The organism is Vibrio profundi (assembly GCF_005281835.1).
GTDB classification, from domain to species: Bacteria; Pseudomonadota; Gammaproteobacteria; order Enterobacterales; family Vibrionaceae; genus Vibrio; species Vibrio profundi.
Genome location: NZ_RZIS01000002.1, coordinates 362,654 through 389,121, shown reverse-complemented (window position 1 = coordinate 389,121; position 26,468 = coordinate 362,654). Strand labels below are relative to the sequence as shown.

Sequence of the window (26,468 nt, the reverse complement as noted above, 5' to 3'; positions counted from 1 at the left end):
TACCAAGAAGCTAGTCAAGCTCACTTTTCGCGATAATGCCCCTTTCCACTAACTGGCTCAGCACTTGTTGAGTATTCGCGCGCAGCGTATCCCGCAACAATCGAACAACAGGGGTGATCGACTGCCTGCTTGGGCAAATCAGCCACAGTTCCGATGAAGACACCCGATAGTCAGGCATCAAATGAACAACCTTACCCGATATTAAATCAGCGGCGATATCCAACCCCGACTTAACCGCAACACCTTTACCCGCAACGCACCAACGGCGAACCAGATCGCCGTCGTTTGATGCTCGGTTCCCCTTTAATCTGACCTTAAACTTTTGCGTTTCATCGTGAAACTGCCATGTATCCTGCAGCACTTCGTGAATTTGATAGAACAAACCATTATGCGCTACCAGATCATCTGGGTGCGTTGGTTCACCATGCTGCTTGAGATAATCAGGCGACGCGCACAATAGACGAGGAACATTGCAGATTTTAAAGCCGTATAAGTTGGAATCCTGTGGCGATCCGTAGCGTAGCGCCATGTCTACCGAGTCGCGATAAAAATCGATATTAGTATCGCTCACGTTAGTACGTAAACTGAGTTTAGGGTAAACATCCATTAACTCATCAATCCAAGGAATGATGAGGTTTCGCCCCAAGTCAGACGATACTGCAACTCTTAGTTCGCCATCTATGGTCTGCAAATCTTCTTTAGCGCTCTGTTTTGCTTGCTCTAATACTGCTAGCGCCTTCTCGCATTCAGGAAGGTATTTTTCACCAGCTGGAGACAATCTTAGCTGACGAGTAGTACGAATAAATAGCTCAATCCCCAGCGCGTTTTCGACGCGTTTCACCGCTGCGCTGGCAGTGGCTGTTCTCATATCCAAATTGGCTGCCGCCGCAGTGATACTACGAAACTCTGCCACTTTAAGTATGACGTTAAGATCTTCTAGAAGCATATTATCTAATTATTTTTGATAATGATTCTAAAATTATACTGTTTAAAGCATACCTAACAAGTTTTAAGATTCTTCTCGTCAACACAGACCCTATTTGAATTACAGGAATCACCATGACTCAGTTAACCATTGTTGCCAATATCATCGCGAAACCAGACCACATCGAACTCGTAAAGTCTGAGCTCATCAAACTCATCGATATTACTCGCCAAGAACAAGGCTGCGTGAACTACGACCTTCATCAAGACAACGAGAATCCTGCGCACTTTATGTTTTACGAAAACTGGACTTCACGTGAACTTTGGCAAGCCCATATGGCTAACCAACACTTAGCCGATTACATGGCCGCGACGGAAGGCTGCGTCGAAACTTTTACTTTGAATGAAATGACCCATATCGCTTAACGCATCACTGACGAGAGTTCATCATGACACACCCAATAATTTCAGACTTAGAAAGTCGTTACACCGCCAAGAAATACGATTCGTCTAAACGAGTTCCTCAGGATGAGCTCAATGTTATTTATGAAGCGATGCGCTTGTCGGCTTCTTCAATCAACTCTCAACCTTGGAAGTTCATTGTGATTGAGAGTGAAACGGCCAAACAGCGTATGCACGATACGTTCGCGCGTAAGCACCAATTTAACCAACCGCATGTCAAGGCAGCTTCCCATGTCATTCTGTTCGCACATAACCCGAACTACACCCGTGACGACTACGCCAAGGTGGTGGATAAAGGGATTGAAGACGGACGAACCTTACCTGAAAACCGTGAACAAGCGTTCGGAGGTTACGCGTTTGCAGAACTCAATACCGATGGGCACGGCAATAACGAAGCTTGGACCAAATCTCAGACCTACCTTGCACTAGGTAACACACTTCATGTTTTGGCACGTTTAGGGATCGATTCGACCACAATGGAAGGCGTCGATGGGGAACTGATTGGTGAGATATTTAAAGATGAACTGGGCGGTTTCAAATGTGAAGTAGCGCTGGCGATTGGCTACCATTTGCCAGAAGAAGACTATAACGCCTCACTACCCAAGTCGCGCCTCGCGCCAGAGCAAGTATTACAAATCTTGTAAGGTACGCGATTAGGAAAAGCCTGAGTAACTCCACACTTAGGCTTCTGAATAACAGTTATCCGCCACTTGATATCGAGTTGTCGGTGATACGCTCAAGATACCAATTGCCACGACACGGGCCATTCGTAAGGTGCCACTTCCCAGCGATTTTATTGCCTGCCACATTGCCTGAAAAACGATAGTCCCACTGACGGTGGTTGGCGTATAAACGCAAATCCCCACTTTCTGATATCCAACCTCGCAATGGCGTGCCGTTATAAGTCAGACGCAGGCTTGCTTTACCATCCACGACTTTCCCTGTGATGGTTGTGCGCTCACACAAGTTATTGTTGGTCGTATTAATGCGCCTACCGAGCCACTCTCCATCGAATGCACGAGAAACCACAAAATCAGGTGCTTCTGGCAGTTTAGGGAAAGAGTCCGAATTACCAGTGCCAAACCAGCCTTCTTGGCTACCGATAACCAAGAAACCAACAAAACCAAATGTGCCCACTAGTAAACCTGATTTCTTCATGCTTGATTCCCTTAAAAGACTCATTTATCGGTAACAGAATCAACACGCTAGCATAGAAACCATCGCGTAAAACAGCCGCATAAATAGCGTTTCACTATTTGAGACCCATAAAACAAAATCCGATGCCTAATGGCATCGGATTATTAATGACTTTCTACAGCTCTCACTCGGTTTGGCGAGAATTAGTTCTTTGGACGAATGAACGGCATGTGACGGTTCACATCTTTGTATAGCAAGTAACGGAACGGACCTGGGCCACCTGCGTAACAAGATTGTGGGCAGAATGCGCGTAGCCACATGAAATCACCAGCCTCAACTTCAACCCAATCTTGGTTCAAGTGGTAAACGGCTTTACCTTGTAGAACGTACAAGCCATGTTCCATTACGTGAGTTTCATCGAATGGAATCACAGTACCCGGTTGGAATGTCACAATGTTTACGTGCATGTCATGACGCATATCAGCAGAGTCAACAAAACGAGTCGTTGCCCAACCATCGTCAGTATCAGGCATTGAGATAGGGTCTAAATCGTTTTCGTTAGTAACGAATGCTTCTGGAACTTCTAAGCCTTCGACAAATTGATACGCTTTACGCACCCAGTGGAAACGAACTGGTTGGTCGTTATTGTTGTGTACCGTCCAGTTACAACCCGGTGGTAAAAATGCATAGCCACCTTCCGTCATGTGGTGCGGTTCACCTTCAATGGTAATGTCCATTTCACCAGACACAACGAAAATCACCCCTTCCGCACCCGGATCAAGCTCAGGTCGGCTAGAGCCACCTTGCGGGTCAATTTCTACGATGTACTGAGAAAACGTTTCTGAAAAACCACTTAGCGGACGGGCAATAACCCACATACGCATGTTGTCCCAGAACGGTAGAAAGCTGGTCACGATATCGGTCATCACACGCTTAGGGATAATAGCGTAAGCTTCTGTTAATACAGCGCGATCTGACAATAATTGTGTTTGTGGAGGAAGGCCACCTTGCGGTGAATAGTACTGGTGTTTATTCGTCATTTCTTGTGATCCTTCATACAAGACGGGTTAATCCATAATGTGCAGGCTCGGTTTGCACCACATCACCTACACATGCTCATTTTGGGGGCTGCAGCACACGACTGCAGTTATTCTTATTCAATAGCGATTAGTGTTGGAGCAACTAATTTAAGAACTCAGTCTAGTATGCCCTAAACCTTTACGATTGATAATTTAAATAATTTAATTATTATCAGTGGATATCCCACTAGTTAGGCAGGTCACACTATGCAGCATACGTTAGACCCTATTTTGCTACGCAGCTTGGTGGCGGTTGTTGATTCAGGCAGCTTTACACGCGCCGCAGAGAGCACCCATCTCACCCAGTCTACAATTAGCCAGCAAATCAAAAAGCTAGAGGCGCAACTCGGCTGTGAACTGCTCACTCGTAAAAAGCGCCACACCATCGCAACACTGGAAGGCGAGCGCATTGTCACGTATGCAAGACGCATTTTGGCGATGATGGAAGACGCCATCGCCCAAACTGCGATCAGTGCAGAGCAACGGCCAATCCGACTAGGGGTGCCAGAAGACTTCGCCACTCACGAGCTCATGCCTACCCTCACCCGCTTTGCCAAAGCCTTTCCCGAAGTGCGATTAGAAGTAAAAAGCGGCCTATGCAGTGATATTTGGAATCAGTTTCAGAGTCAAGACCTCGATCTAGCTCTAGTAAAACACCGCCTTGGCACCGCTCAAGGTGAAGCCAGTTGGTCAGAACCTCTATGTTGGATTGATGGCAAAGGCAGCGACAACTTGAATCAATCGACGGTTCCGTTAGTCGGGTTGCCTAGCACAGGGCTATATCGCAGTGAAATGGCGCATACTTTTGACTTACTCGAACGGAAATGGCGGATGGCGTACATCACCACCAGCTTGTCTGGCGTGGGCTGCGCAGTCGAAGCAGGGTTAGGGATTTCCTTGTTGCCAAAGCGCCTCGTCACCGATTCCCATCAAATACTCGGTGAAGAATCAGGGTTGCCAGACATTACTCCGCTAGAACTGCTACTTCACGTTGGGCAGCAGCAATCGACTCAAACGAAACTGCTGGCCGAATACTTAACGGAAGCGTGTGATGGTATTTTTGAGTCGGTTTAATGAACCGCTCATTCGTACTAATTAACCCAGCCAGCCTAAATACCAAAAAGCCTTAGCGAAGATCACCGCTAAGGCTTTTTGATTGGCAGTATTCACTAAGAAGCGAGTGCTAAGTTAAGCGCAAACCATCATATTTTCGGTTGTGATATCGCGTGTTTGTTGGCGATTCGCAGTGGATTTATTCGCCCATACTTTTTCATGGAAGTAGTAAGCCACTGAGTTAATGCTAGGCTCAATCATCGCGACCACACCACCAATCAACGCATCGCCCGTTAGCAAGAAAGTCACCGTGAATGCCACACTAAAGTGAACCACAGCAAAGCTAGCCGTTTTAATACGAGTCATCGCTTTGTAGCGCTTTAAAAATGGCACGGTTTGCCACACTTTTTCATGGAAGTAGAAAGCCACAGTATTCACAGAAGGCTCAATCATGGCAATCAAGCTGCCTAACAACAAATCCCCTACCAGTAAATAGGTCACCATAGTAGCGATGGTAAAGTGGATTATTGCGAATGTTATTGTCTTAATCATGATCTTGCCTCTTACTGCTCTTTCAGTGTTGAAGCTATTATTGAGAATTATTATCAATAAGAAAAATCACTTGTTTCTATCAGTTCAATCGTTAAAACCTTTTAAAATAATCTTGAACCGTACCCTCTACCCCGTTTTGCGCTCCAACTACATTACCTTACAAACCCGCCCATAGAAGCCCCTTGTTCATCAACACAGAACAAAGATAGCTTCTATACTCATTGTGACTCAGAAATAAACCCATAGCCTGGCTCACATACCGAGCAAAGATGGATGGCAAAGCGATAAGGGAATCGATGAGCGACAGTCAAAGTTCACCTGACGACTTCATGTCTATTATCGAGGACGTTTCAGACACACCAGAAAACGAGCCTCCCACACGAACTTGGCGAATATTAGTTGTTGATGACGACAAAGATGTTCACCAAGCAACCAAGCTCGCCCTAAAGGATCTGATTGTCGAAGACAGAACGCTTGAATTGATTCATGCGCATTCGGCCGCCGAAGCCAAACAACTGCTACAAACGGAAAGCGATATAGGCGTGATTCTGCTCGACGTGGTGATGGAAACCGACAGCGCTGGATTAGATCTAGTTGAAGCCATTCGTGAAGAGCTGAAGTTAAACGCGCTCAGGATCATTCTACGTACCGGTCAGCCGGGGTACGCCCCAGAAATGGAAACCATTCAACGTTATGACATCAACGACTACCGTACTAAGCCAGAACTAACCCGCATTCGTTTATTCACAATTCTCACGAGCGCGATTCGTGCATACCGGCAGATCCGTAATCAACAAATCATGCGCCAAGGGCTCGAAAAAGTTGTCAAAGCCAGTACGGAACTGGCCAATTTACATGGCCTGAGAATGTTTGCAGAAGGCGCAGTGAAACAAATCAGTGCCATTATTCAAATCGAGCCCGATGGACTGATTTGTGCACAAGAAGGCGAAGAACCAAATGTCGAATCCGCAGAAATCATTGCCGCAGCGGGGCGCTTTAGTAAGCTGGTTCATGCACCATTAGAGGATCTTGAATCGACTGAAATCAGGCAGACAATTTTACGTTGCCTCAAAGCGCGAACCAGCCAACTCGAAAATGGATTGACCTTGTATTTCTCGACCGACCAAGGCCGAGGGCTAGCCGCTTATGTCGACATTCAACGCCCACTAGAAAGCACTGATCGCCATTTGCTGGAAGTCTTCTGCGCGAACCTTTCTGTCGGTTTCGACAACGTCTTACTGTATAACAAGCTCGAAGAACAGGCGTTCGTCGACCCATTGCTTAAAGTACCCAATCTCAATCGCTTGCTCAATTATCTGTATAACTCAGAAAACAACATCGAAACCTCCACTCTTGCTTTGGTCGATTTGGATGACTTCTCCGCGGTCAACGATAGCTTCGGCCATAAGTTTGGCGACTGCGTATTAAAAGCAGTTGCAGAACGGCTGACCAAAGCCTTTACTGGCAGCTTTATCGCCAGAGTCAGCAGTGACGTTTTCGCTATTGTTGGGCTTGAAGCCGACGTCACTTCACAGCGCATTACCCAAGTATTTGAAGAAAGCTTTTTGGTTGAAGAACAGCCTTTTAAAGTCATGGCTAGCATTGGCTTGGTAAAACTCAACAAGCAATCTTCAGGGCTAACCGAACTGTTCAAAGATGCACAAGTCGCGTTAAAACAAGCGAAATCACACCATCGCGGTGCTGCTGTAACGTTTTCTGATGACATGGGGCAAAGTGCCCGTGACAGAATGCAGCTTCTCGCTCAATTAAGAGAATCGTTAGATCAGCAGGCGCTGTTTTTAATGTATCAGCCTAAGTACAAGCTCGATTCAATGGCACTAACAGGGGTTGAAGCGTTACTGCGTTGGCGAAACAAACAAGGCCAGTTAATCCCGCCAGATAAGTTCATACCACTAGCCGAGCAATCGGGAATGATGGTAAGCATTGGTGAGTTCGTGCTTGATAGAGCCTGCCAGCAGCTAAAAGATCTAGAGCAAGTCAGCGAAACCGAAATCACCATGGCGATTAATGTCTCTCCAGCACAGTTGGAAGACAGCGCTTTTGTTGCTTGTTTAGAAGGGGCTCTCACTCGCCACCACGTCGCGCCCGAACGGATTGAGTTAGAAATCACCGAAACCATGGCGGCCAACAATTTATCTTATATTTGCAAGGTATTGGACAACGTCAGACAGCTTGGTTGCAAGATTGCTATCGACGACTTCGGTACTGGTTTCTCTTCACTGAGTGTTTTACACAAGCTGCCAGCCACACGACTTAAAATTGATCGCTCCTTCGTTGATGCAATGGAACAAGACGACAGCATTGCCAAAATGATCGTTAACCTAGGTCAAACGCTCGGCTTAAACATCACCGCCGAAGGTATCGAAACTTCAGTTCAATATGAAAAGCTCAAAGCGTTTGGCTGCGAAGAAGGCCAAGGCTGGTTGTTTGCCAAAGCAATGGAAATGACTGACTTAATTGAGCTAATCAAGGCCAAGCGGCCTCAATAACCACAACGGATGGGTAGTCCGATGAATGAACCAACCAATACCAATCAAGATAATCAAACAGATTCCCCTCAACATAACGAACCGTCAGGCTCTCAACTGAGCTCAATTGTATTGATTAGGCGCTATCGTTACATGATTTACGGCGGTCTCTTGCTCATTGTGCTGCTCACTTTGGGCAACGCTTATTACCTTAGTAAGCAAATCCAGTCACAAGTGATCAATGAAGCCAGCCACCAAGGTTTCGAAACCATGCTTTCGTTAACCCAGACCATTTCGGTTTCATTAAATCACGTTAACAAAATGCGGGATTCCATCGAAACAGCTTACCAATTCCCGCAACTGGCGGCAGGGAAGCAAGCACTCAAGTTTCTTGAGCAGCAATCACAAGGTTCTCCAGACACAGCTCCGTGGGAAAATTTCCCGCCAGACGTGAAACAGAAAATCGGCCAGCTGTTAGTCGAATCTGAGGCTCGTGATTACACCGTCGACGTCGCCGCACTTCTCACCATGCTGCCAGAAGTGGTCGCCACTCATAAACAACATGACGACTTCCAGTGGAGCTATTACTACGATGCCAACAAAGTGCTCACCCAACTTTACCCTTGGCTGAGCTACAAAGATTTATTCGCGGCCACCCAAACCGATAACATGGATGATGCAATCAAAGTCATTTATGAAGCAGGCGGCACCTTTCCACTGCAATTACTCAACCCAGCCAATAACCCAAAAAGACAAAAAGTATGGACCACTCCATACATTGACGCGGGCGGTAAAGGCATGATGGTGTCCTTGGTGTCTCCGGTTTATCACGACGACACCTTTATTGGCGGTGTTGGGACCGACATTACTTTAAACGTTCTCGACAAGATCCTAACCAAGCGTCCACCTGAAATTGGCCACTTAGTATTAGTTGATGCGCAAGGTTTAGTGGTAGGGGATAGCTGGGGAGGCCTAGCAGGAAAAACCGAATCGGTTACCCAACAAGCAATACTGTCATTGGTTAAAGTGGGTGAAGCACATCAAGCAGAAACCGGGACATTACAACGTACTTCGGCCGGCTATTGGATCGCTTACCAACTGCAAGACACTCCGTGGCAGCTGGTACTAGAGATCACCGATGACGAGCTCAATCGCTATATCTTAAGCGCGATTTTGCCCTACCTGATTATGGGTGCCCTATTTGCAGCCTTGCTACTCTTCGTCGTGCTTTACCAACATTGGAACTTCAGCCAGCCTGCGTTAAGACTTGCTCAGTTTGTTGAAGAACTGCCTTCTAAAACCGATTTAACCCTACCGAATATTCCAGCGAGATGGCTCTATTGGTTCGAAAAGGCCGCCACCACTGAACAAGATAGGCGCGACTATCTAGAAACCATTCAAAAACAAAACTACGAATTAGAACAGCGAGTGGAAGAGCGCACGCAAGAGCTTAAAGATGCCCTAGAAGTATTGAAAGCCACCCAAGACGAGTTGGTTCGATCCGAAAAGCTCTCAGGCTTAGGCTCATTAGTTGCAGGTGTCGCTCACGAGCTTAACACCCCAATTGGCAATGCCTTAGTCGTCGCGAGTAGCTTAAAAGACTTTAATCAATCGTTTGTTGAGTCGATCAATCAAGGGCTAAGACGCTCCGTGCTGGATGAATATATCGAGCAAAGCACCGAATCTACCGCAAGTATTGAGAAAAGCTTACAGCGCGCGGCTGAGCTTATCTCAAGCTTTAAGCAAGTCGCCGTCGACCAATCAAGTTACCAGCGTCGCGAGTTTAACTTACCTGAAATCCTCCATGAGCTAAGGCTAACGATGTCACCAAACCTGTCACGACATAGCATCCAACTCGAAGATAAATACGATCAATCCATCGCAATGGACAGTTACCCTGGGCCGCTCACACAAGTGCTGATGAACTTGCTTTCCAACGCGCTCACTCATGCTTTCTCAGAACAAACTGAACGTGTCGTCGTGATCGAATGTTCTCTGCTTAACGACCAAACCGCGCAAATAGCGGTCTCCGATAACGGCCAAGGGATTTCGGCAGACAATATCAATAAAGTGTTCGACCCTTTTTACACCACTCGCTTGGGGCAAGGTGGCTCTGGCTTGGGGCTAAACATCGTCTACAACTTAGTTACTGGCATCCTTGGAGGGGATATCAAGGTCGAGAGTGAGCAAAATGAAGGCTGCTGTTTTACTCTCAACTTACCCCTGAAAGCGCCAGAATCGGCTGAGGTAAGTAGTTAGCAAAGGTAAGCATGCTGATAGTTAGCAAGCACTCTAGTGCTAACCAGCCTATTTTGAACATCTAACATCGATTTAGAGCGTTGACGACACAGAGATATCACCCACACAATTATTTGGCCTGCTATTTTGAATAGCAGGCCTCTGCAAATGTCACCTTATTCAAAGAAACACTAATCAGCTAAGTAATATATTTATAATTAAGACTTTACTAATTTAACACGCACAGGTCAGACCTTATTTAAAAGCCAAACGCAAACTCATGCATAACATATAATTAAAATTACGTCAGTGTATCGATATAAAGTCAGCCATTATAACTATTAGGCTTTTTACCAACTCAATAGAGATATATCGGGTAAGCTGTTATGAAAATTAAACATAAATTATTTGGCTTGGGTGGTTTATCCCTCATTGCTCTCGTTGCCATTGTTACGATCACTGAAATCAGTAACCTCAAACTCATTAAGCTTGAAAAAACGCTTATTGAAGTCAAGGATTTAGAAATTTCTCTGCTAGAGTTAAACCGCTATGAGCTAGAGTTCATCCGCTCGCCAGACCCTGCCCTTGTCACCAAATTCACTAAAGAGTATCAGCACTTTCAGAGCCTCTCTAAATTGCTACAAATGGACTTAAAAACGCTCAAAATTGCCATAAAAGAGTTACCAAAGCTCAAGGAAGAAATTTCGATATACAGAAAAGATTTTCATGAATTAGCAGGAAACTACGGACAAGATCCCGCGCATGATAAAGAACTCAAAGCGGAAATGGATTACCTGTTCAACGATATATTTAAGATCTTCCACAAAGTCGAAGATAAAATGGATGAGGAGATCGAAGCCGCACAAAACCTCATCAATACCTTCATACTTAGTTCACTGACCCTTGTCGGTTTAGTATTAATAGCGCTGACTTACTACATCACAGCGAATATTCAAAAAAGCATCTCACAGCTCAATACCACCATGTCGGACATCGCCACCAACCACAATTTAACCTTAAGAGCGAACTCCGAAAATAATGATGAATTGGCGGAAATTGCGAATCAATTAAATACACTACTATCCAGTATTCAAGGCTTAGTCAGCCAAGTTCAAGGCAGTGTGTATGGGCTTAGTGATGTATCAGAACAGTTGCAATCCAACAGTGTTAAGTCCGAGCAATCTTTATCTCAGCAACGTATCGAAACCGATAGCCTAGCCACCGCAATCACCGAAATGGGTGAAACCATTAAAGAAGTCTCCACCACCACTGAATACGCCGCCACCAATACTCAGAAGAGCTTTGGTATCGCTCAGCAAGGGTTACAAGAAATTGGTAACACCAGAGACACCGTCGACTCGCTTTCCTCTGATCTCAACAGCGCCAGCAGTGAAGTAACCAAACTCTCAGCCTTGTCAGAGGACATTAACTCTGTGATCAGCGTGATCCAAGATATTGCAGAACAAACCAATTTACTTGCCCTGAATGCAGCCATCGAGGCCGCAAGGGCAGGAGAACAAGGCAGAGGTTTTGCGGTGGTCGCAGATGAAGTTCGAACTTTGGCAAGTCGTACTCAAAAATCAACGGAAGAAATATCCAACATCATCAACTCTGTTCAAGCACAAACCCAAGCGGTTGTCTCAACCATGGCTCAGTGTAGTGAAAAAGGGAATCACAGTGTCGAAACCGCCAACTCGGCACACCACCAAATCCAATCGATTATGGGTGAAATGCAGCAAATTCTAGACAGCAGTACCCAAATCGCTTCTGCTATTGAAGAACAAAACATGGTATGTGCAGAAGTCGCGCAGAACGTGAATGCGATTCGCGATTTAACCGAAATGAACGCAAATGGAGCATCAGATAACGCGCAATCGTCTTCACAGGTAAAATCGCAATCTAACGACCTAAAGTCGGCGATTTCCCAGTTTACTGTTTAGAGATTGAGCGAGCTGGCAGGCATTGTTAGTCACTTCTCGACCTCACATTAAGACAATGAGGAGCGAAATATCGCTCCTCTTACTTTTCTATAAAGCCATATCCGCAGAACAAAACTCGTGAAACGCAGTACCCGCAGAATTCACTTCAATTAATTCTCCAGAAAGCATTGACCTTCCAGCTAGGGGAATCCTTACGCTACGCCCACTTAACCACTCCTATCACTCAATTTGGTATTTCTAAATGAACAATAAAAAGCTTTGTAAAATTATCTGCGCCTTATGCCTTGCTGTTCCAATCCTATTCTTTGTGCTAGCAGGTAACTTCACTTTAGCGGCGGTGAGCAGTGTCGCCGTCCATTTAGTACTCTGTGGCGTAATGATGATCGTCATGATGAAAATGATGGGCTGTAAAGAGCAAACACCAACAGAGCAAGATGCAACGGCAGAAGCGAAAGAAAAGCCGCTAAGCTAATCTGCCGCTAATACTTAGTTACCAAAGCGCCTCAATAGGCATTACATCATCACCAATCAAGGCAGTCCAAGCCTACTGATAAACACAAAAAAGAGCATAAGGATAACGCCTTATGCTCTTTTTATTTGAAGCGGCAAAATCAGCTAGAAAGCCCTGCAACTCGCTCTTAAAAGTAACGTGCTAGTTTTGTGATAACGATTTCACAATTGGGCAATCAGGCGATTCCCCACCTTGGCACTTATTGGCTAGCCCTTTCAGAGCCGTCAGCATCGAGTCGAGCTGCGCCATTTTGAATTCAATTTCCGAAATTTTTTGCAGCGTCAACGCTTTTACTTCACCACTCGAACGGCTTTCATTACGTTGTAAATCCAACAGTTGTCTAGTTTCATCCAGATTAAAGCCTGACTGTTTGGCCTTCACGATAAAGTGCAGCTCATCGACAATGATTTGAGTGAAAAATCGATACCCATTATCAGACCGAGGCGGTGTCGTAATTAGCTTGATACTTTCGTAATAGCGAATCGTCTTGCTCGATAAGCCAGTTTGTTTGGCTACCTGACTAATATTAAACATGACGCCCTCTCCAATATTTAAGGCTTAATGAATTAAGTAGTACTGCGATGCTAGAAAACGCCATCGCCGCGCCAGCAAGCGCTGGACTTAAGTAACCGAACGCGGCAAGCGGGATGCCTAACGTATTGAAAGCAAATGCCCAGAATAGATTCTGTTTTATTTTCGACCACGTTTTTTTAGACACGGATACCGCATCAATAATGCGCTCTGGTTGGCTCGACATCAATGTAATATTAGCGGTTTCCATTGCAACATCGGTGCCTGATCCCATGGCAATACTCACATCTGCAATCGCGAGTGCCGGTGCATCGTTAATACCATCACCGATCATCGCCACACCATTAGGGTACAATTCTCTCAGCTCCGACAGCTTATCGAGTTTCTGCCGTGGGGTTAATTGCGCGTAAGCCATGTCTATGTTGAGCGTTTTTGCGACTTTTTGCACTGCCACTTCCTGATCGCCACTTAAAATGGAACAGCTGATCCCTTCATTTTGTAGCGCTTCTATCGCTAACTTTGCGTTAGGCTTTAATGGATCAGTGAATGCTAAAATCGCCTGCACCACCTCATCAACCACCAAATACGACAAGCTGTAGCCCGCTTCTTTATGCGATACCACTTGGCTTTCCATTTCATTTGCATCTACGCCCAACCGAGCTAGCAAATTCGCGTTACCAAGCGCAACCTGCTGCCCTTGATAAAGGCCTATCAGCCCCTCACCTGGGAATACCTGAACATCCTGCGCTTGAGTCGGATCAATTTGACGTTCGCTCGCCTTTTTCAATACCGCTTTAGCTAAAGGGTGTTCACTAACACTTTGCAAGCTGGCGGCTTTTTCTAATGCCGAGTCGTAATCGCTACCGATTGCTTCAAAGACAACCAACTCAGGTTTACCTTGCGTCAGAGTTCCTGTTTTATCAAAAGCAATATGTTGAATCTTATGTGTTTTTTGCAGGCTTTCGATATCTCGAATCAATATCCCGCGCTTTGCCGCCGACCCCGTCCCCGCAACCAAAGCGGCTGGAGTCGCCAAACCCAATGCACAAGGGCACGCAATAACCAACACAGTGACAGAGCTGATCAACGCTGCTTCAAAATCACCAGTAACCCAATACCAAGTGACAAAGGTAACCGTGGCAATAAAGAGGACGACTGGCACAAATACGCAACTTATTTTATCAACTAACTGCTGAAACGGCGCTTTACCCATTTGCGCGTTTTCCACCAACTCTATAATTTTCGATAGTCGTGAGTTTTCCGCTAGCGCCGTGACTTCCACTTCAATCACGCCAGTGGTATTAATGCTGCCAGCCGTCACCCAATCCTCAACCTGCTTGACCACAGGTTCACTTTCCCCTGTTAGCAGAGATTCATCGACCTCGGTCTGGCCGCGCACTATTTGCCCATCCGCTGGGATTTTTTCACCCGCTTTGATTTGCACTTTATCACCGAGGAATACGTCTTCTATATCGAGTGACACCCATTGCTCTTCGCGCCAAACCAGTGCTGTATCTGGCCTCAAGTTCATAAGCTCAGAAATCGCCGATGTCGCGTTACGTTTTGCTCTCAGTTCAAGCCATTTACCTAAAGACACTAAGGTAATGATCAGCGCGCTGGCTTCAAAGTACAGGTGGCCTTTGGCGTGTTCGCCCATGCTCAATACGATATACACGCTGTAGAAGTACGCGGCGCTCGTGCCTATTGAAACTAAGGTATCCATGTTGGCACTGCCGCGTTTCAGCTGCTGCCACGCGCCATGATAGAAACGGTAGCCCAAGATAAACTGAATCGGTGTCGCCAGTAACCATTCCAAACCTGGTGAAACATGCCATGAAGCATTACCAGTAAACATGCCAACCATGCCGAATAACAAAGGGAGACAAAGTACCGCTGCCACGACAAGCTGCGCCATTTCTTTACGTTCTTTATTCTTCTCACTGTTTTCTGTTGGGGATTTTTCACGAGAAGTCGAACGATTCGGGGGGGTAGATTCAGCCTGATAGCCCAATTCGGTAATCCACTCTTTCACTTGAGTTTCAGAAACCGACAGAGGGTTGATTTGCACCTTTCCTGAGCTAGTTGCAAAGTTGATATTGGCGGACGATACGCCCGTTTGGGCTTCTAGCATTGCGACAATTTTACTGGCGCAACTGCCACAATTCATTCCATTAATCGTGAGGTTTAACTGGATCTGGTTACTCATAATAGTCACCTAAGGTTTCAATCGTTTGGCTCAACCTAAGGCTTCCCACCACTGGAAGGTCAAGCTCAAGCCCGGCCTTTTTTGTAAGTTTTATCCTCACCAAACTCGTTATGAAAAGCCTATTGACCTTCCAGTAACAGGAGGCTTCAAGATTTCTTTTGTCTCTTTAGGCATAAACGTGAACGGATTAACACCAAGCGTTAAATGCCCCAACCATCAATGATAATGTGAGGTAAGAATATGTATGGTTTTCATGAATGTAGCTGGATGATGCCGATTTCTATGGCACTGTTTTGGGGTTTAATCATCTACCTGATTGTCAGCGCATTTAAAGGGGCGAAATCGGATGATAAGCCTGAATCTGCCGCAGAAGTCGCGAAGAAACGCTATGCAAGCGGCGCGATCACCGCTGATGAATTGAATGAAATTAAAAAGAACCTTTAAAGCAGCGATACGAGAATTAACAACTCCCCCCATCAACTAACAAGCTCTTGAGCGCCCCCTCGCTCAAATATGCTCCTAAAAAATAAGCCCCAACATGGGGCTTATTCATTTCAGATTAGCATTCAAACGAATTAACGAAGCAAGCGTGCTTGCTATTCACAAGGGGGCGCTAAATGCACAAGAGCTAACCCGCCCAAAGACGTCTCTCGATATTTCTTGTTCATGTCCTTACCCGTTTGGTACATCGTCGCGATCACTTTATCCAACGAGATAAGACACTTACTATTGCGCTTTAACGCCATACGAGACGCATTAATGGCTTTCACCGCGCCCATCGCGTTACGTTCAATACAAGGCACCTGAACTAACCCACCAATCGGGTCACATGTCATGCCGAGTGAGTGCTCCATCGCTATTTCTGCCGCGATACAAATTTGTTCATTACTGCCACCTCGAAGCGCCGTTAAGCCTGCAGCCGCCATGGAAGATGAAACGCCAACCTCACCTTGGCAGCCCACCTCTGCACCAGAGATTGACGCATTGGTTTTATACAAAATACCAATCGCGCCTGATACCGCTAAGAAGTCTTTTAACTGTTTAACATCGAGCTCTTTGATGAAGCGGTGGTAATACATCAACACAGCTGGGATAACGCCCGCCGCGCCATTTGTTGGCGAGGTCACCACTTGACCGCCAGCCGCGTTTTCTTCACTCACCGCAAACGCGAATAGATTAATCCAATCCATGATTTCCATTGGATCGCTTTCTACAGCGGCATTCGCTTCCAATTTTTTGAGCAGGTTCGGGGCACGGCGTGTAACGTTCAAGCCACCATCTAAAATGCCTTCAGTTTCAAAGCCACGCTCCATACAACGCGACATCACGCGCCAAATCTGCTCTGCTTTTTCATCTATCACAGCCATATCTTGAAATGACTGTTCATTTTGAAGTACCAAACCACCCAAACTCATGCCATGCTTTTCCGCTTTTTTTAGCATTTCGTCAGCGCTTTTGAATGGGTGTGCGACCTCCACGGTCGTCTCGTCGCTGCCATTTTTTAGCTGCGCTTCGGTGGCAATAAATCCGCCGCCAATCGAATAATAGGTTTCAAAGCCCAGTGTCTTACCTTGGTCATCAAACGCGGTGATTGTCATCCCATTCTCATGCAGAGGTAAGTTATCTTTGTGGAATAACATATCGGTTTGATAATCAAATTCGATTTCATGATGGCCCGCAATTGCAAGTTTGTGCTCTTCTATCGCTTTGCGCATCGCTTGGTTGGCACTGGTGATTTTTATGGTATCTGGCTTATTGCCCAGCAAACCAAGAATGGTCGCACGATCGGTATGGTGACCAATTCCCGTTAACGACAAAGATCCATATAAATCAACCTGAACACGGGTAACCTTCGCGATATGAGGTTCAACTAAACGTGTGAACTCATAACCCGCAATCATTGGGCCATTGGTGTGTGAGCTCGAAGGGCCAACCCCAATTTTGTAAATATCAAAGATAGACAGCATAAACGTACCTAATTAAGAAAGAGCGCTATAAACCCAATCTGGGATAAACGCACTTGAAACAATCGTAATCACAGCGAAAACCAGCAGGCCATAATGACTTGCACTTGGTTTGGCAAAGAGCTGTTTTTGGTTTTTAAAAAATTCTGTTTGTTGGGCGTTGTTACTGCCCCAAAAATGGCTGGCTAACACACCAGTGATCAAAAAGGCGAAAGTGCCAAAAGGAGCAAACCAAGGCCAAGCTACGCCTGAAAACTTCACTGTGAAAACCACGATAATGCTCACCAAGCTTCCCGCAATGACGCCTTTTTCATTGGCGTTTTTAAAGAACAGACCAAGAATGAAAGAACCGAGGCGAATGCCAACAAAGATAGAGCCAAGGCTCGCAATCATCTTAAGAACAGACTCATTTGAAACCGCCAATAATGCTGGAACCACGACCGCCGCAGCCGCCATTAAGCTCATGTTTCGTGCGACCGATTCGTAGTGCACCTCGTCAGCATTCGGCTTAAAGAATCGCTTATAAAAATCAAACGTCGCCACGGTCGCTATTGAGTTATACGTGGAATCCAACGTCGACATCGCTGCCGCAGCCAAGGCTGAAATAACCAACCCGACCACGACAGGATTCGTGTGGTTAAACACAAAATCAAGAATCACTTCGTTGCTGTTTTCAAATGGTTGATCGTGGTAGTAAACACTTAATAGCACTCCAATCAGTGCAAAAAATAGATAGATAAAGAAAGCGCCATAACCGCAGAGCAGCATAGATTTTTGAGCCGTTTTAACATTTTTCGTCGCTAGCGTTCGCTGAATAATCAACTGGTTAGTGCCATAAACACTGAGATGAAGAAAACTTACGGCAACCACACCCGCCCATAAAGTGGTGTCTACCCCTAGGTCAAAATCGAAGTTAATAATATTAAGGTGATCACGCGTTAAATGCTCACCAGCATTGATGTCCATCGCCAAGATAACGAATATCGCCATACTGCCGATCACAAGTACCGCCGATTGCAGCATGTCTGTCCAAATAACGGTTGAGATACCACCAGCGTAGGTATATATCGCGGTGAACACGCTGATATAAATGATCGCTTCGGAAATGCCGATGGGCAGAACTTGAACCAAGATGAGCGCAACGGCGTAGAGAATGACGCCAGCAGATATACACTGCACCACGATAAAGGCAATCGAGTTTATGGTGCGGGCGTACACACCAAAACGTAGCTCTAAGTATTCATAAATGGAGGTCAACCCAAGCTTGTAGAACACGGGAACAAAAAACACGACCGTGAAGAAAATAACGATTGGATAGTTTAAATGAACGCTCATCGCTTCCATGCCAGAGCTGTATACCCACCCCGGCATTCCCACAAAGGTCATCGCACTAATATAAGTCGCTAGTATTGATACACCCGCGGTGAACCAACCAAATTGCTTGCCACCTGTAGAGAAGTCTCCACCAACATTGTAGCGCTTATTTACTAAGTAACTGATTAATATGGTTATTGACACATATAAAGCGACAATAACTAAACTTGAGTACGTAACCATTCGTGAGATTTCTCAATTCTTGATAGTCATTCATTTCACGGTCATACTACTAAAAAACCCTCCTTGTTAACCAAAAACCCACAATAACTGTGATAATTATCACTACTATTGGCTATTTATCGCCCAAAACACCGAAATTAAGATCAAAGTAGATCCAGATCACTAAAAACCACAAAATGGGTACGCACTCATTTTAAAATTGACTTTGATCACGGATCAAATATCCCTATTAACAGTATTATTTATTCCGACAGTAAGGCCGACAAGATCCTAAAAAAGATCCTCCCCCTTACCTAAAAATTAAAAATACCAAATAAAACAAGGTTTTGGTCATGAATTCTAAAAAACACATGAGCGAAGTTCCAATGATTCAAAGGGTAGCCGCTTATCTAGCGATCCTAGTTGGCTACTTTTTCTATTGCTATAACTTCGTAATAATTGACTACGTACGCCCTTATATTGTTGAAGCCTACGACGGAATAAGCCTAGCCGATACCGCCCAATTCTATACTTGGCAATCAGTAGGTGCGCTTATCGGTGCCCTTAGCTGTGCTTGGTTTGCCACCAACTTCGGTAAAAAATCCACGCTTATCGCCATTACAGCATTAAATGGCGGCGCAACCATCATCAATATGATGTTTACCGACTACGCCACATGGGCTGCGATGCGTTTCATCATTGGTCTTTCTTTAGGCGGTTACTTCACCGTTGCGGTAAGTTTGATGATCGGCCTATTTACGCCAACCGTGCGTGGTAAGTTAACCGCTTTCGCTTCATCAATGTTCTCGGTTGCTTTAATGGTAATGGGCGCGTACGCGGCATTCATCTCAAGCATCGATGCTCCTTGGCAAAGCCTAATGTGGGTTGGTGGCGTACCACCACTAGCGGCAGCAGTCATCATGTTGTTCGTTCTTCCTAGTGACAAAAAAGTGATCGCTTACGGTGAAGAAGAACAAGCCAGCGCAGACGCTGCAGGCACAGAAGTGAAGAAAGGCTCTTGGGGTGAAATGCTGAGCAAGCCTTACCGCACTATCACCATCACCTGTCTACTGCTAGCTGGTTTGAACTTCTATGGCTTCCAATTCTTTGGTGGGTTCGTTACCACTTACCTACGTGAAGTTCGTATGTTCGATGGTGCGACTATCGGCCTGATCTTCTCAATCTCGGCATTTGGTTCACTATTTGGCGCTTGGTTCTGGGGTGCGATTGCCGACAAGTACGGCCGTAAAGTGAATGCATTTGGCTTCATCCTAGCGGGCATCATGGTTTCTATCTTCTTCATCGCCCCTGGCGACGTAATGATTGGCAGCCTGAACATGCTAGCGCTACTGGGCCTTATCTATAACTTTGGCTTGTCTTCTTCTGCTGTGTGGGGCGGTTACTTCTCTGAGTTATTCCCTTCACATCTACGTAGCTACGGTGCAGCGCTATTCCACGGCGGTCGTATTCTGGGTATGTGGGCACCGATGGTACTTATCTTTATCCAAGAGCGCAGCGACCTACAAACAGCGATGTGGGGTTCTCCAATCGTATGGATTGTGGCTGGTCTTCTATGGTTCACGCTACCAGAAACCCTAAAAGGCGGTGTGTTCGACAAAAGCAAGAAAAGTGAACCAGTAAAAGCGTAATCACTAACAAACATCAGTCCGGTTGAGATTCAACCGGACACCAAATCCAAATCGAGTCCTGTTCCAAATGTTGACTCGACAACATCAAAGAGAGTTTAAAATGGCTAAATATCAAGAAGCTAAACGCGTTGTTCGCGACTATTTCGATGCAATTGAAAACGCAACTCACGAGAACGTTGCACAAGTACTAAAAGAGCACACATCAGAAGATTACCTATTCCGCGGCGTTTACCCTTTCCGCGAGCAGCAAGGCGCACAAGCGGCGGCAGACGTATTCTGGTCTCCGTTAATGAAATCCATGACGCGTATGCAGCGTCGTCAAGACATCTTCATCGGTGGTGAGAACGAAGTTACTCCAGGTGAAATCTGGGTAATGAGCATGGGTCACTTCATGGGCCTATTCGATGCTGAATACCTTGGCATGCGCCCAACTGGCAAGATCATGAACATCCGTTACGCTGAATTTAACTGCGTAGAAAACGGTAAGATCACTAAAACAGGTTTGTTCCTCGATCTACTAGGCGTGATGGATCAAGCAGGTTGCTACCCACTACCACCTTCAACAGGTAAGCACTTCGTTTACCCTGGCCCACGTAACCACGACGGCCTACTGTTTGAAGATGCAGATCCAGCTGAAGGCGTAGAAACACTCGCTCTAGTTAATCGCATGGTAGATGACTTAACAGCACTTAACGAAAGCGGTGCGATGGGCTGCCCACCAGAAGTTCTAGAGAAGAGCTGGTCTAAAAACATGGCATGGTACGGCCCTTGCGGTATCGGTGCTTCTTACACCATTCCACGTTACCAACAGCAGCACCAACTGCCTTTCCGTAACAACCTGAAAGATAAGAAATTCAACGGCCACGTTTGTCGTTTCGGTGAAGGTAGCTTCTCTTGTTTCTTCGGTTGGCCAAACCTATCAAATACACCTATCGGTGGTTTCTTAGGTATGCCTGGTGGCGAAATTCGCGCGGACATGCAAGTTGTCGACGTGTACTACCGTGAAGGCGACAAACTGTCAGAAAACTGGGTACTGATTGATTTACCTTACTGGCTAAAACAACAAGGCCTAGATGTTTTCGAACGCACACAAGCGATTCTAAACCCAAGCCTTTAATCGGCACCTAATACTGACCTAATTGGTGCGCGCCCTGTAAACATCGCTGGGAACATAATTTGATGTTTACCCCACAGGAACGTGCGAATTAGGTTGGCATATTTGCTGAGGGATCCTTCTCGCTCTCAGCAATTGCTCCACAAAAAACAGCTCCACACAGTGCCTCAGGGATGGGGCACACCCTCTGAACCATTACCAATAACGGGCGTGAAAGCACGGCGGCTTTCGACAGCCTAAATAAGTGAATATAACAATGAAAAAGTCGATAATTTCAGCAGTGGTTCTCGCTGCTTTAACCTCAGGCTCTGCCTTTGCTGCACACACTTTTACCAATGATGCCGGCGACAGCTTAACGCTAGACGGACGTTTTGATGTTCGTTACCACGACAAAGGTGGCGATCATAACGGCGAATGGAATAGTGGCAGTTCTCGTTTTGGCTTGAAGGGACAAATGGGCCTTGAAAACGGCTGGACTGGATTCGGCCACGCCGAATGGGGATACAACTCTGGTGCCAACGGCGATAACATCTACGACCGCTTATTGTACGCAGGTGTGGAACACGACACGTACGGGAAAATTGCCGCAGGTACGAAACAGTGGTCTACCTTCTACGATGTGGCATGGTTCACGGATATGGGTCGCTTGTTCGGCACGCGTGGTTCTGGTGTTTACAACTTATCAGATTGGGGCATTGCTTCAGGCGCTGGCCGTGCAGAAAACTCCATTACTTACCGCAACAGCATCAATGACGATCTGAGCTACGGTTTCACTTACCAAACCACCCGTGAAGAAGTGTCTCTTTCAGGTTCAGAAGGTAATCGCGGTACTGCAACACTGAAAAATGGTATGGGAGCATCACTCTCTTACAAAGGTTTTGAAAACATTACGTTAGGCGCTGCTTATCATCAAAATGAACTGGATGACCTTGATTCTAGTGTACAAGGTGCAGAAAACGGCGATCACATGCGTATTATGTTGCTTGGCGCTAACTACTCAGACAGCAACTTATACATGGGCGCGACTTTCCACGTCGGTGAAAATTGGGAGTCGGCAGAAACCTCTGGCTCAACCAACACCTTGATGGACACACTAGGCGGTGAATTCTTTACTTACTACCATTTCGAAAATGGCCTACGTCCGACATTCAACTACAACTATTTGGAAGATCGTGGCAACGAAGCAAATGGCTTCGAGCGCCACTTAATCATCCCGGGTGTTGAATACCACTTCAAGAAAGACAAGTTCTTAGTCTGGACTGAGTACCAGTTCGATATCGGTAACGATCAACTTGCAACGAATAGTTTTGAAAACCGCGATGACCAGTTCGCTGCGGGTATCCGATACTATTTCTAAGCTCTTAGCTCTTAGCTCTTAGCTCTTAATCAAGCCAATACCGCTTTGATTGGCAAATACCGACAAGCCCTACCCTATTGGTGGGGCTTTTTATTATGGGTATAACCCAAAATTATACGTTTGCATTAAATTGTTCCCGAATTGACAGGGAATTATAAATTACCCTTTATGAATACGTACCTATACATGATACGATTTGCTGGTTTACTTTAGTCGAGAGAAGCTGCAAGGAAATCGACATTCATGAATTCAGAAAAACAATCAGCAACGTCTAAAGATGTGGCAAAACTAGCGGGTGTCTCTCAGTCGACCGTTTCTCGTGTTTTTGTTCCGGGAAGCTCTGTTTCAGAGAAGACCAAAAACAAGGTATTTGAAGCCGCTAAGGCGCTGAATTATCGTCCGAACGCTTTTGCTCGAAGCCTGACAACCAACGAATCAAAGCTGATTGGTTTAGTGTTCCCAGATGCCGATTACCCGATTCATATGAAGACCTTACAGTTAATTTCCACAGAGCTACAAAAGTGTGGTTATTCGGCTGTGTTGATCCCGTGGCAAGTGAATAATAACGATCAACATTCTATTCCAAACATCTTCCAATATCGCGTCGATGGCGTGATTGCCGCTTCTGCCACCTTCAACAAATCTTTGTATGAAGAGTGCAAAGAATTCAACATCCCAATCGTTCAATACGCGCGCGTGGTAGAAGGCACCAAAAGTAGCCATGTGATCAGTGATAACTACACAGCAGGCCAGCTCGCAGCGCAGCATTTCCACGAAAACAAGGTTAAATCCGCGGTGTATATCACGGGTAATGTACCGACATTGACCAACAATGAGCGTGAAGTGGGCTTCTGCAATGAATTCGAAGAACTCACGGGCAATGCGGTTTCTGTTATCGAAGCCGATTACGATTACACCTTGGCTCTCGACAAAATTCGAGCCCTATTCGCGGGTGAATTACTTTCCAGCAAGCAGCATCCAGAAGCTATCTTCTGTGCCACCGATAACCTCGCCATGGCGGTCATGGACATCGCACGTTATGAATTTGGCTTAAAAATCCCTGAAGACTTACAAGTGATTGGTTTTGATAATATTCCTCAGACGGAGTGGCTGAGCTATCAGTTGACAACTTTCAAGCAGGATTTCAAACGCTTAGCGCGCGAGTCGGTGAAGATCATTGTCAATCAAATTCAAGAACATGACACCAGCCTCGTTAAGCTGATGGTGCCGGTGCAGTTTGTAAAACGGAACACCACTCGTTAGCGAGCCAAAAACGCTAGCGCTATGCATCCCAAACAAAAGCGGTGGTCACCTTAGTGACCACCGCTTTTTTGTTACAGCCTAGGCTGTGTCCCTCAATTATTTGAATCATCGTTATCGACCAAAATTTGGAGTAACAAGCAAAATTTTGAAGGGAAGAGTGGTTCTCTTTTCAAGAGATTTTGCGCCGTTAATGCGGATTTTGGTCATAACCCGTCGGGCAGACCCCTTTTCTGCACAGTACTGCTTCAAAAATCCTTTCTTTAGCCAGCTAAACCTCAGTCTTTTTTCATTGTTCTGATTGAAAGTGGCGTCTGCGATGATACCAAGATAATTACGGGACACAGCCTAGTGATTAATTTTGCTTAGTTCTCAGCAAAACTTAACCTTTGTGCTGAATGATTTGCTTCCAAATGGCTAGCTCGTCATACAATACGAACTCTCTGCGCAGGCCCCACGGGCCAAACTCGGCATGACATGCACCCATGATATAAACATCAGCACCTGTCGGTTGGCCAAACGCACCAAACCCTTCATGCTTGCCTCGCAACGACCAACGAATCGCAGCTCTAGGAGACATTTGGTCGCCCTCTAAACCGACTCGGTGGTGGATCTTAAACTCTGCATTTGGGAATGAAGAGCGCAGCTGAACCCAAAAATCGTCAGTTTCTGCGTGCGATAAAGTGGAATGCCCACCCGCGTATTCACCGATACACGCTCTATCGTACTCTTTTGGGATAACGCTGAGTTCTGCGTTCATGATCGAACGTAGAATGTGCTCGTATCTGATGCCCCACTCGTTATCATTGCCGCAACCTGAATATGGGCCGCATTGATCAACGTCTGGTGTGAATACTGGCTTGCTGTTTTCAACGCCGCCTTCTTTCTCAATCAAGTGCAACGAGTAATCATGGGGGGTGTAACCAAGTTGGCGAGCAATCGCGCCTTGATCGCGAATCAACCATTCATCGTTAATCTGGTTATTGATCGCGTGGCAATCGGCGATGATTCTGAACTTAAGCTTTTTGCCCGACTCTCTGTCCGTTGCGGTCGAGATAATTCGGTGAGAAGACAACATGCCTTGCTCCGGCGTGCCGCTCCAAATGACATCTTCGCCATAAAGCGTTCTATCCGGATACTGAGCCAACACAGCCAAAGTGGCGTTAATCACGTCCTTATTTCCGATAGAGATCGCTTGCGGTGTGCGCACTACAATATCTTCAGAGTAATAATGATGAAGCGTGTGTAAGCCACGATCTTCCCAGATCTCTTTAGTAATACCTAATATGTAATCGGGAAAATCTTTCCACTTTTCGTCAAAGCCAACCATTGCCATTGTTCTACCTTCCTTTGGTTCTTATACCGAACTCAATCACTTTTTCTTTCGCTATAGCTGTCTCTCATCTTACTGAATGCGATATCAGCACTGAGAAACAAGTTCGTTCTATCGTGCAAACTGCCTGTATTTGGCTTTGTTTAATTCTCGCATTCTTGCCAGAACATCGACGCCTAACTGGTCGTAAACGTGAAGTAAATCGACCAATACCCAGTTTTCACGGATTTTGTCTTGCTCAACTCGCCAAAAATCTAAGCTGCGCATCGTAATGTCTTTATCGGATGGCGCGATACCTAACCAACCGCCACCAGACAGCGTCATTTCCATGCCGGGCCAAGCGGTAAAGGCGACATAATTATGTTCAGCAAACATAACGCCAGCACCTTCTTTGCTGCGACGATTGGGCATCGCATTAAGAAACGGGATTTGATGCCAATTTCTAAAACCAGCGATACCACGCCCCGTCCCAATTCCTGAGGGGCCATACCAACTGGATTTAGGATGCCAATATTGATCTAAATTCATCGCTTCAACGCCACCAATCGCATGTTGCGATAAGCCCGTAAGCATATCGGAAACCACTTGTAAGCTTTGATCTGTCACCAGCGGGTTTGCCACTGATACCAAACCATCTGCTAACGCTGGTGCAGGCGGGTGCCATTCACGGCCAAGGCTTGGCGCCATCGGCCAAACACCGGCTTGCAGCATCAACTCTGGGATATCCCACAAAGACTGAATTTCGACGATCTGGCCTGCTTCTACACGGTAAAATTCATGAAATCGCATCGACACTTGGTGCCCTGTTGGCGGTATGTCCAACCAAGGCTCCATAAATGTTCCCGTATAGTAGCCAGCACACCCAACCCACTCAGAGCCATTCACCGCACCAGCCATCGAAATATAGGTACGCTTCTCTAAATCTGGAATTGCGCTGACTAAAGGTTGGTATACCTCTTCGACGAGCGCCCCCTTTCCAGACAACGTCTCAAACGGAAACGCCATTTGAATCAACGCATCGTCTGAGAGCATATCTTGAATCAGCTCACTCACGTTCCCCAATTCAAAATCGTACATGGCCGCATTTAATTGGCCAATTAGACGCTTGTTCTCTTGTAGATTTGACATGCTTG

General features: G+C 46.0%; 22 protein-coding genes. 12 read left to right on the top strand and 10 right to left on the bottom strand.

The window, feature by feature from the left end; all coding sequences use genetic code 11:
• Positions 1 to 10: 10 nt before the first annotated feature.
• Positions 11 to 946, bottom strand: a complete 936-nt coding sequence (locus ELZ11_RS06685) for a LysR family transcriptional regulator (RefSeq protein ID WP_137356606.1) — start codon at positions 944 to 946, stop codon at positions 11 to 13.
• Between the two features lie 113 nt (positions 947 to 1,059).
• On the opposite strand from ELZ11_RS06685, the gene ELZ11_RS06680 reads away from it, so the two are divergent.
• The gene (locus tag ELZ11_RS06680) at positions 1,060 to 1,350 is read left to right on the top strand and encodes a putative quinol monooxygenase (RefSeq protein WP_137356605.1); all 291 of its coding nucleotides are present in this window, start codon (positions 1,060 to 1,062) and stop codon (positions 1,348 to 1,350) included.
• A 23-nt stretch (positions 1,351 to 1,373) separates the two neighbouring features.
• Entirely contained in the window at positions 1,374 to 2,030 is a 657-nt protein-coding gene (locus tag ELZ11_RS06675) for an NAD(P)H-dependent oxidoreductase (protein WP_137356604.1), read from the top strand.
• 55 nt (positions 2,031 to 2,085) lie between these two features.
• Here the strand turns inward: ELZ11_RS06675 and ELZ11_RS06670 are convergent, their stop codons facing one another.
• Both ELZ11_RS06670 and ELZ11_RS06665 read right to left on the bottom strand, forming a co-directional pair.
• Complete coding sequence (locus ELZ11_RS06670) at positions 2,086 to 2,544, bottom strand: hypothetical protein (RefSeq protein ID WP_137356603.1); 459 nt, start codon at positions 2,542 to 2,544, stop codon at positions 2,086 to 2,088.
• Positions 2,545 to 2,726: 182 nt separating this feature from the next.
• Positions 2,727 to 3,563, bottom strand: a complete 837-nt coding sequence (locus tag ELZ11_RS06665) for a bifunctional allantoicase/(S)-ureidoglycine aminohydrolase (protein WP_137356602.1) — start codon at positions 3,561 to 3,563, stop codon at positions 2,727 to 2,729.
• Between the two features lie 246 nt (positions 3,564 to 3,809).
• Between ELZ11_RS06665 and ELZ11_RS06660 the strand changes: the two genes are divergently transcribed.
• Complete coding sequence (locus tag ELZ11_RS06660) at positions 3,810 to 4,676, top strand: LysR family transcriptional regulator (protein ID WP_137356601.1); 867 nt, start codon at positions 3,810 to 3,812, stop codon at positions 4,674 to 4,676.
• A 114-nt stretch (positions 4,677 to 4,790) separates the two neighbouring features.
• Here the strand turns inward: ELZ11_RS06660 and ELZ11_RS06655 are convergent, their stop codons facing one another.
• On the bottom strand, positions 4,791 to 5,207 hold the full coding sequence (locus tag ELZ11_RS06655) for a DUF2061 domain-containing protein (protein WP_137356600.1): 417 nt from the start codon (positions 5,205 to 5,207) through the stop codon (positions 4,791 to 4,793).
• Between the two features lie 296 nt (positions 5,208 to 5,503).
• On the opposite strand from ELZ11_RS06655, the gene ELZ11_RS06650 reads away from it, so the two are divergent.
• From ELZ11_RS06650 to ELZ11_RS06635, 4 genes are all read left to right on the top strand, one after another.
• Positions 5,504 to 7,717, top strand: coding sequence for a putative bifunctional diguanylate cyclase/phosphodiesterase (locus ELZ11_RS06650; protein WP_137356599.1), 2,214 nt, complete (start codon positions 5,504 to 5,506; stop codon positions 7,715 to 7,717).
• A gap of 21 nt (positions 7,718 to 7,738) precedes the next feature.
• On the top strand, positions 7,739 to 9,955 hold the full coding sequence (locus ELZ11_RS06645; protein ID WP_137356598.1) for a sensor histidine kinase: 2,217 nt from the start codon (positions 7,739 to 7,741) through the stop codon (positions 9,953 to 9,955).
• Between the two features lie 365 nt (positions 9,956 to 10,320).
• A complete protein-coding gene (locus ELZ11_RS06640; RefSeq protein ID WP_137356597.1) occupies positions 10,321 to 11,874 on the top strand; it encodes a methyl-accepting chemotaxis protein in 1,554 nt (517 codons plus the stop codon).
• Between the two features lie 241 nt (positions 11,875 to 12,115).
• Positions 12,116 to 12,346 carry a DUF2933 domain-containing protein gene (locus ELZ11_RS06635; RefSeq protein ID WP_137356596.1) on the top strand — a complete coding sequence of 77 codons (231 nt, stop codon included), beginning with the start codon at positions 12,116 to 12,118 and terminating at the stop codon, positions 12,344 to 12,346.
• Between the two features lie 180 nt (positions 12,347 to 12,526).
• Here ELZ11_RS06635 and cueR read toward each other — a convergent pair whose 3' ends face one another.
• Both cueR and ELZ11_RS06625 read right to left on the bottom strand, forming a co-directional pair.
• Positions 12,527 to 12,919, bottom strand: coding sequence for a Cu(I)-responsive transcriptional regulator (gene cueR, locus ELZ11_RS06630; protein ID WP_137356595.1), 393 nt, complete (start codon positions 12,917 to 12,919; stop codon positions 12,527 to 12,529).
• Positions 12,912 to 15,122 (bottom strand): heavy metal translocating P-type ATPase, encoded by a 2,211-nt coding sequence (locus ELZ11_RS06625; protein ID WP_137356594.1) that lies wholly within the window; start codon positions 15,120 to 15,122, stop codon positions 12,912 to 12,914. Before ELZ11_RS06625 ends, cueR begins: the two co-directional genes overlap by 8 nt.
• A 240-nt stretch (positions 15,123 to 15,362) precedes the next feature.
• Between ELZ11_RS06625 and ELZ11_RS06620 the strand changes: the two genes are divergently transcribed.
• Positions 15,363 to 15,566, top strand: a complete 204-nt coding sequence (locus tag ELZ11_RS06620) for an SHOCT domain-containing protein (protein WP_137356593.1) — start codon at positions 15,363 to 15,365, stop codon at positions 15,564 to 15,566.
• 152 nt (positions 15,567 to 15,718) lie between these two features.
• On the opposite strand, the gene ELZ11_RS06615 is transcribed toward ELZ11_RS06620, so the two are convergent.
• Positions 15,719 to 17,089, bottom strand: a complete 1,371-nt coding sequence (locus tag ELZ11_RS06615; RefSeq protein ID WP_137356592.1) for an L-serine ammonia-lyase — start codon at positions 17,087 to 17,089, stop codon at positions 15,719 to 15,721.
• Positions 17,090 to 17,101: 12 nt separating this feature from the next.
• A complete protein-coding gene (locus ELZ11_RS06610; protein WP_137356591.1) occupies positions 17,102 to 18,643 on the bottom strand; it encodes a sodium:solute symporter family transporter in 1,542 nt (513 codons plus the stop codon).
• A gap of 332 nt (positions 18,644 to 18,975) precedes the next feature.
• Here ELZ11_RS06610 and ELZ11_RS06605 point away from each other — a divergent pair, with 332 nt between their 5' ends.
• The 4 genes from ELZ11_RS06605 to ELZ11_RS06590 all read left to right on the top strand — a co-directional run bounded on the left by ELZ11_RS06605 (position 18,976) and on the right by ELZ11_RS06590 (position 24,005).
• Positions 18,976 to 20,271 (top strand): MFS transporter, encoded by a 1,296-nt coding sequence (locus ELZ11_RS06605; RefSeq protein WP_137356590.1) that lies wholly within the window; start codon positions 18,976 to 18,978, stop codon positions 20,269 to 20,271.
• Between the two features lie 100 nt (positions 20,272 to 20,371).
• Positions 20,372 to 21,388, top strand: coding sequence for a nuclear transport factor 2 family protein (locus ELZ11_RS06600; protein WP_137356589.1), 1,017 nt, complete (start codon positions 20,372 to 20,374; stop codon positions 21,386 to 21,388).
• 253 nt (positions 21,389 to 21,641) lie between these two features.
• A complete protein-coding gene (locus ELZ11_RS06595) occupies positions 21,642 to 22,742 on the top strand; it encodes a porin (protein WP_137356588.1) in 1,101 nt (366 codons plus the stop codon).
• A 243-nt stretch (positions 22,743 to 22,985) separates the two neighbouring features.
• Positions 22,986 to 24,005 (top strand): LacI family DNA-binding transcriptional regulator, encoded by a 1,020-nt coding sequence (locus ELZ11_RS06590; protein WP_137356587.1) that lies wholly within the window; start codon positions 22,986 to 22,988, stop codon positions 24,003 to 24,005.
• 379 nt (positions 24,006 to 24,384) lie between these two features.
• On the opposite strand, the gene ELZ11_RS06585 is transcribed toward ELZ11_RS06590, so the two are convergent.
• Positions 24,385 to 25,338, bottom strand: a complete 954-nt coding sequence (locus ELZ11_RS06585) for a nuclear transport factor 2 family protein (protein WP_208746690.1) — start codon at positions 25,336 to 25,338, stop codon at positions 24,385 to 24,387.
• Between the two features lie 108 nt (positions 25,339 to 25,446).
• Positions 25,447 to 26,463 carry an ester cyclase gene (locus tag ELZ11_RS06580; RefSeq protein ID WP_137356586.1) on the bottom strand — a complete coding sequence of 339 codons (1,017 nt, stop codon included), beginning with the start codon at positions 26,461 to 26,463 and terminating at the stop codon, positions 25,447 to 25,449.
• Positions 26,464 to 26,468: the final 5 nt, after the last annotated feature.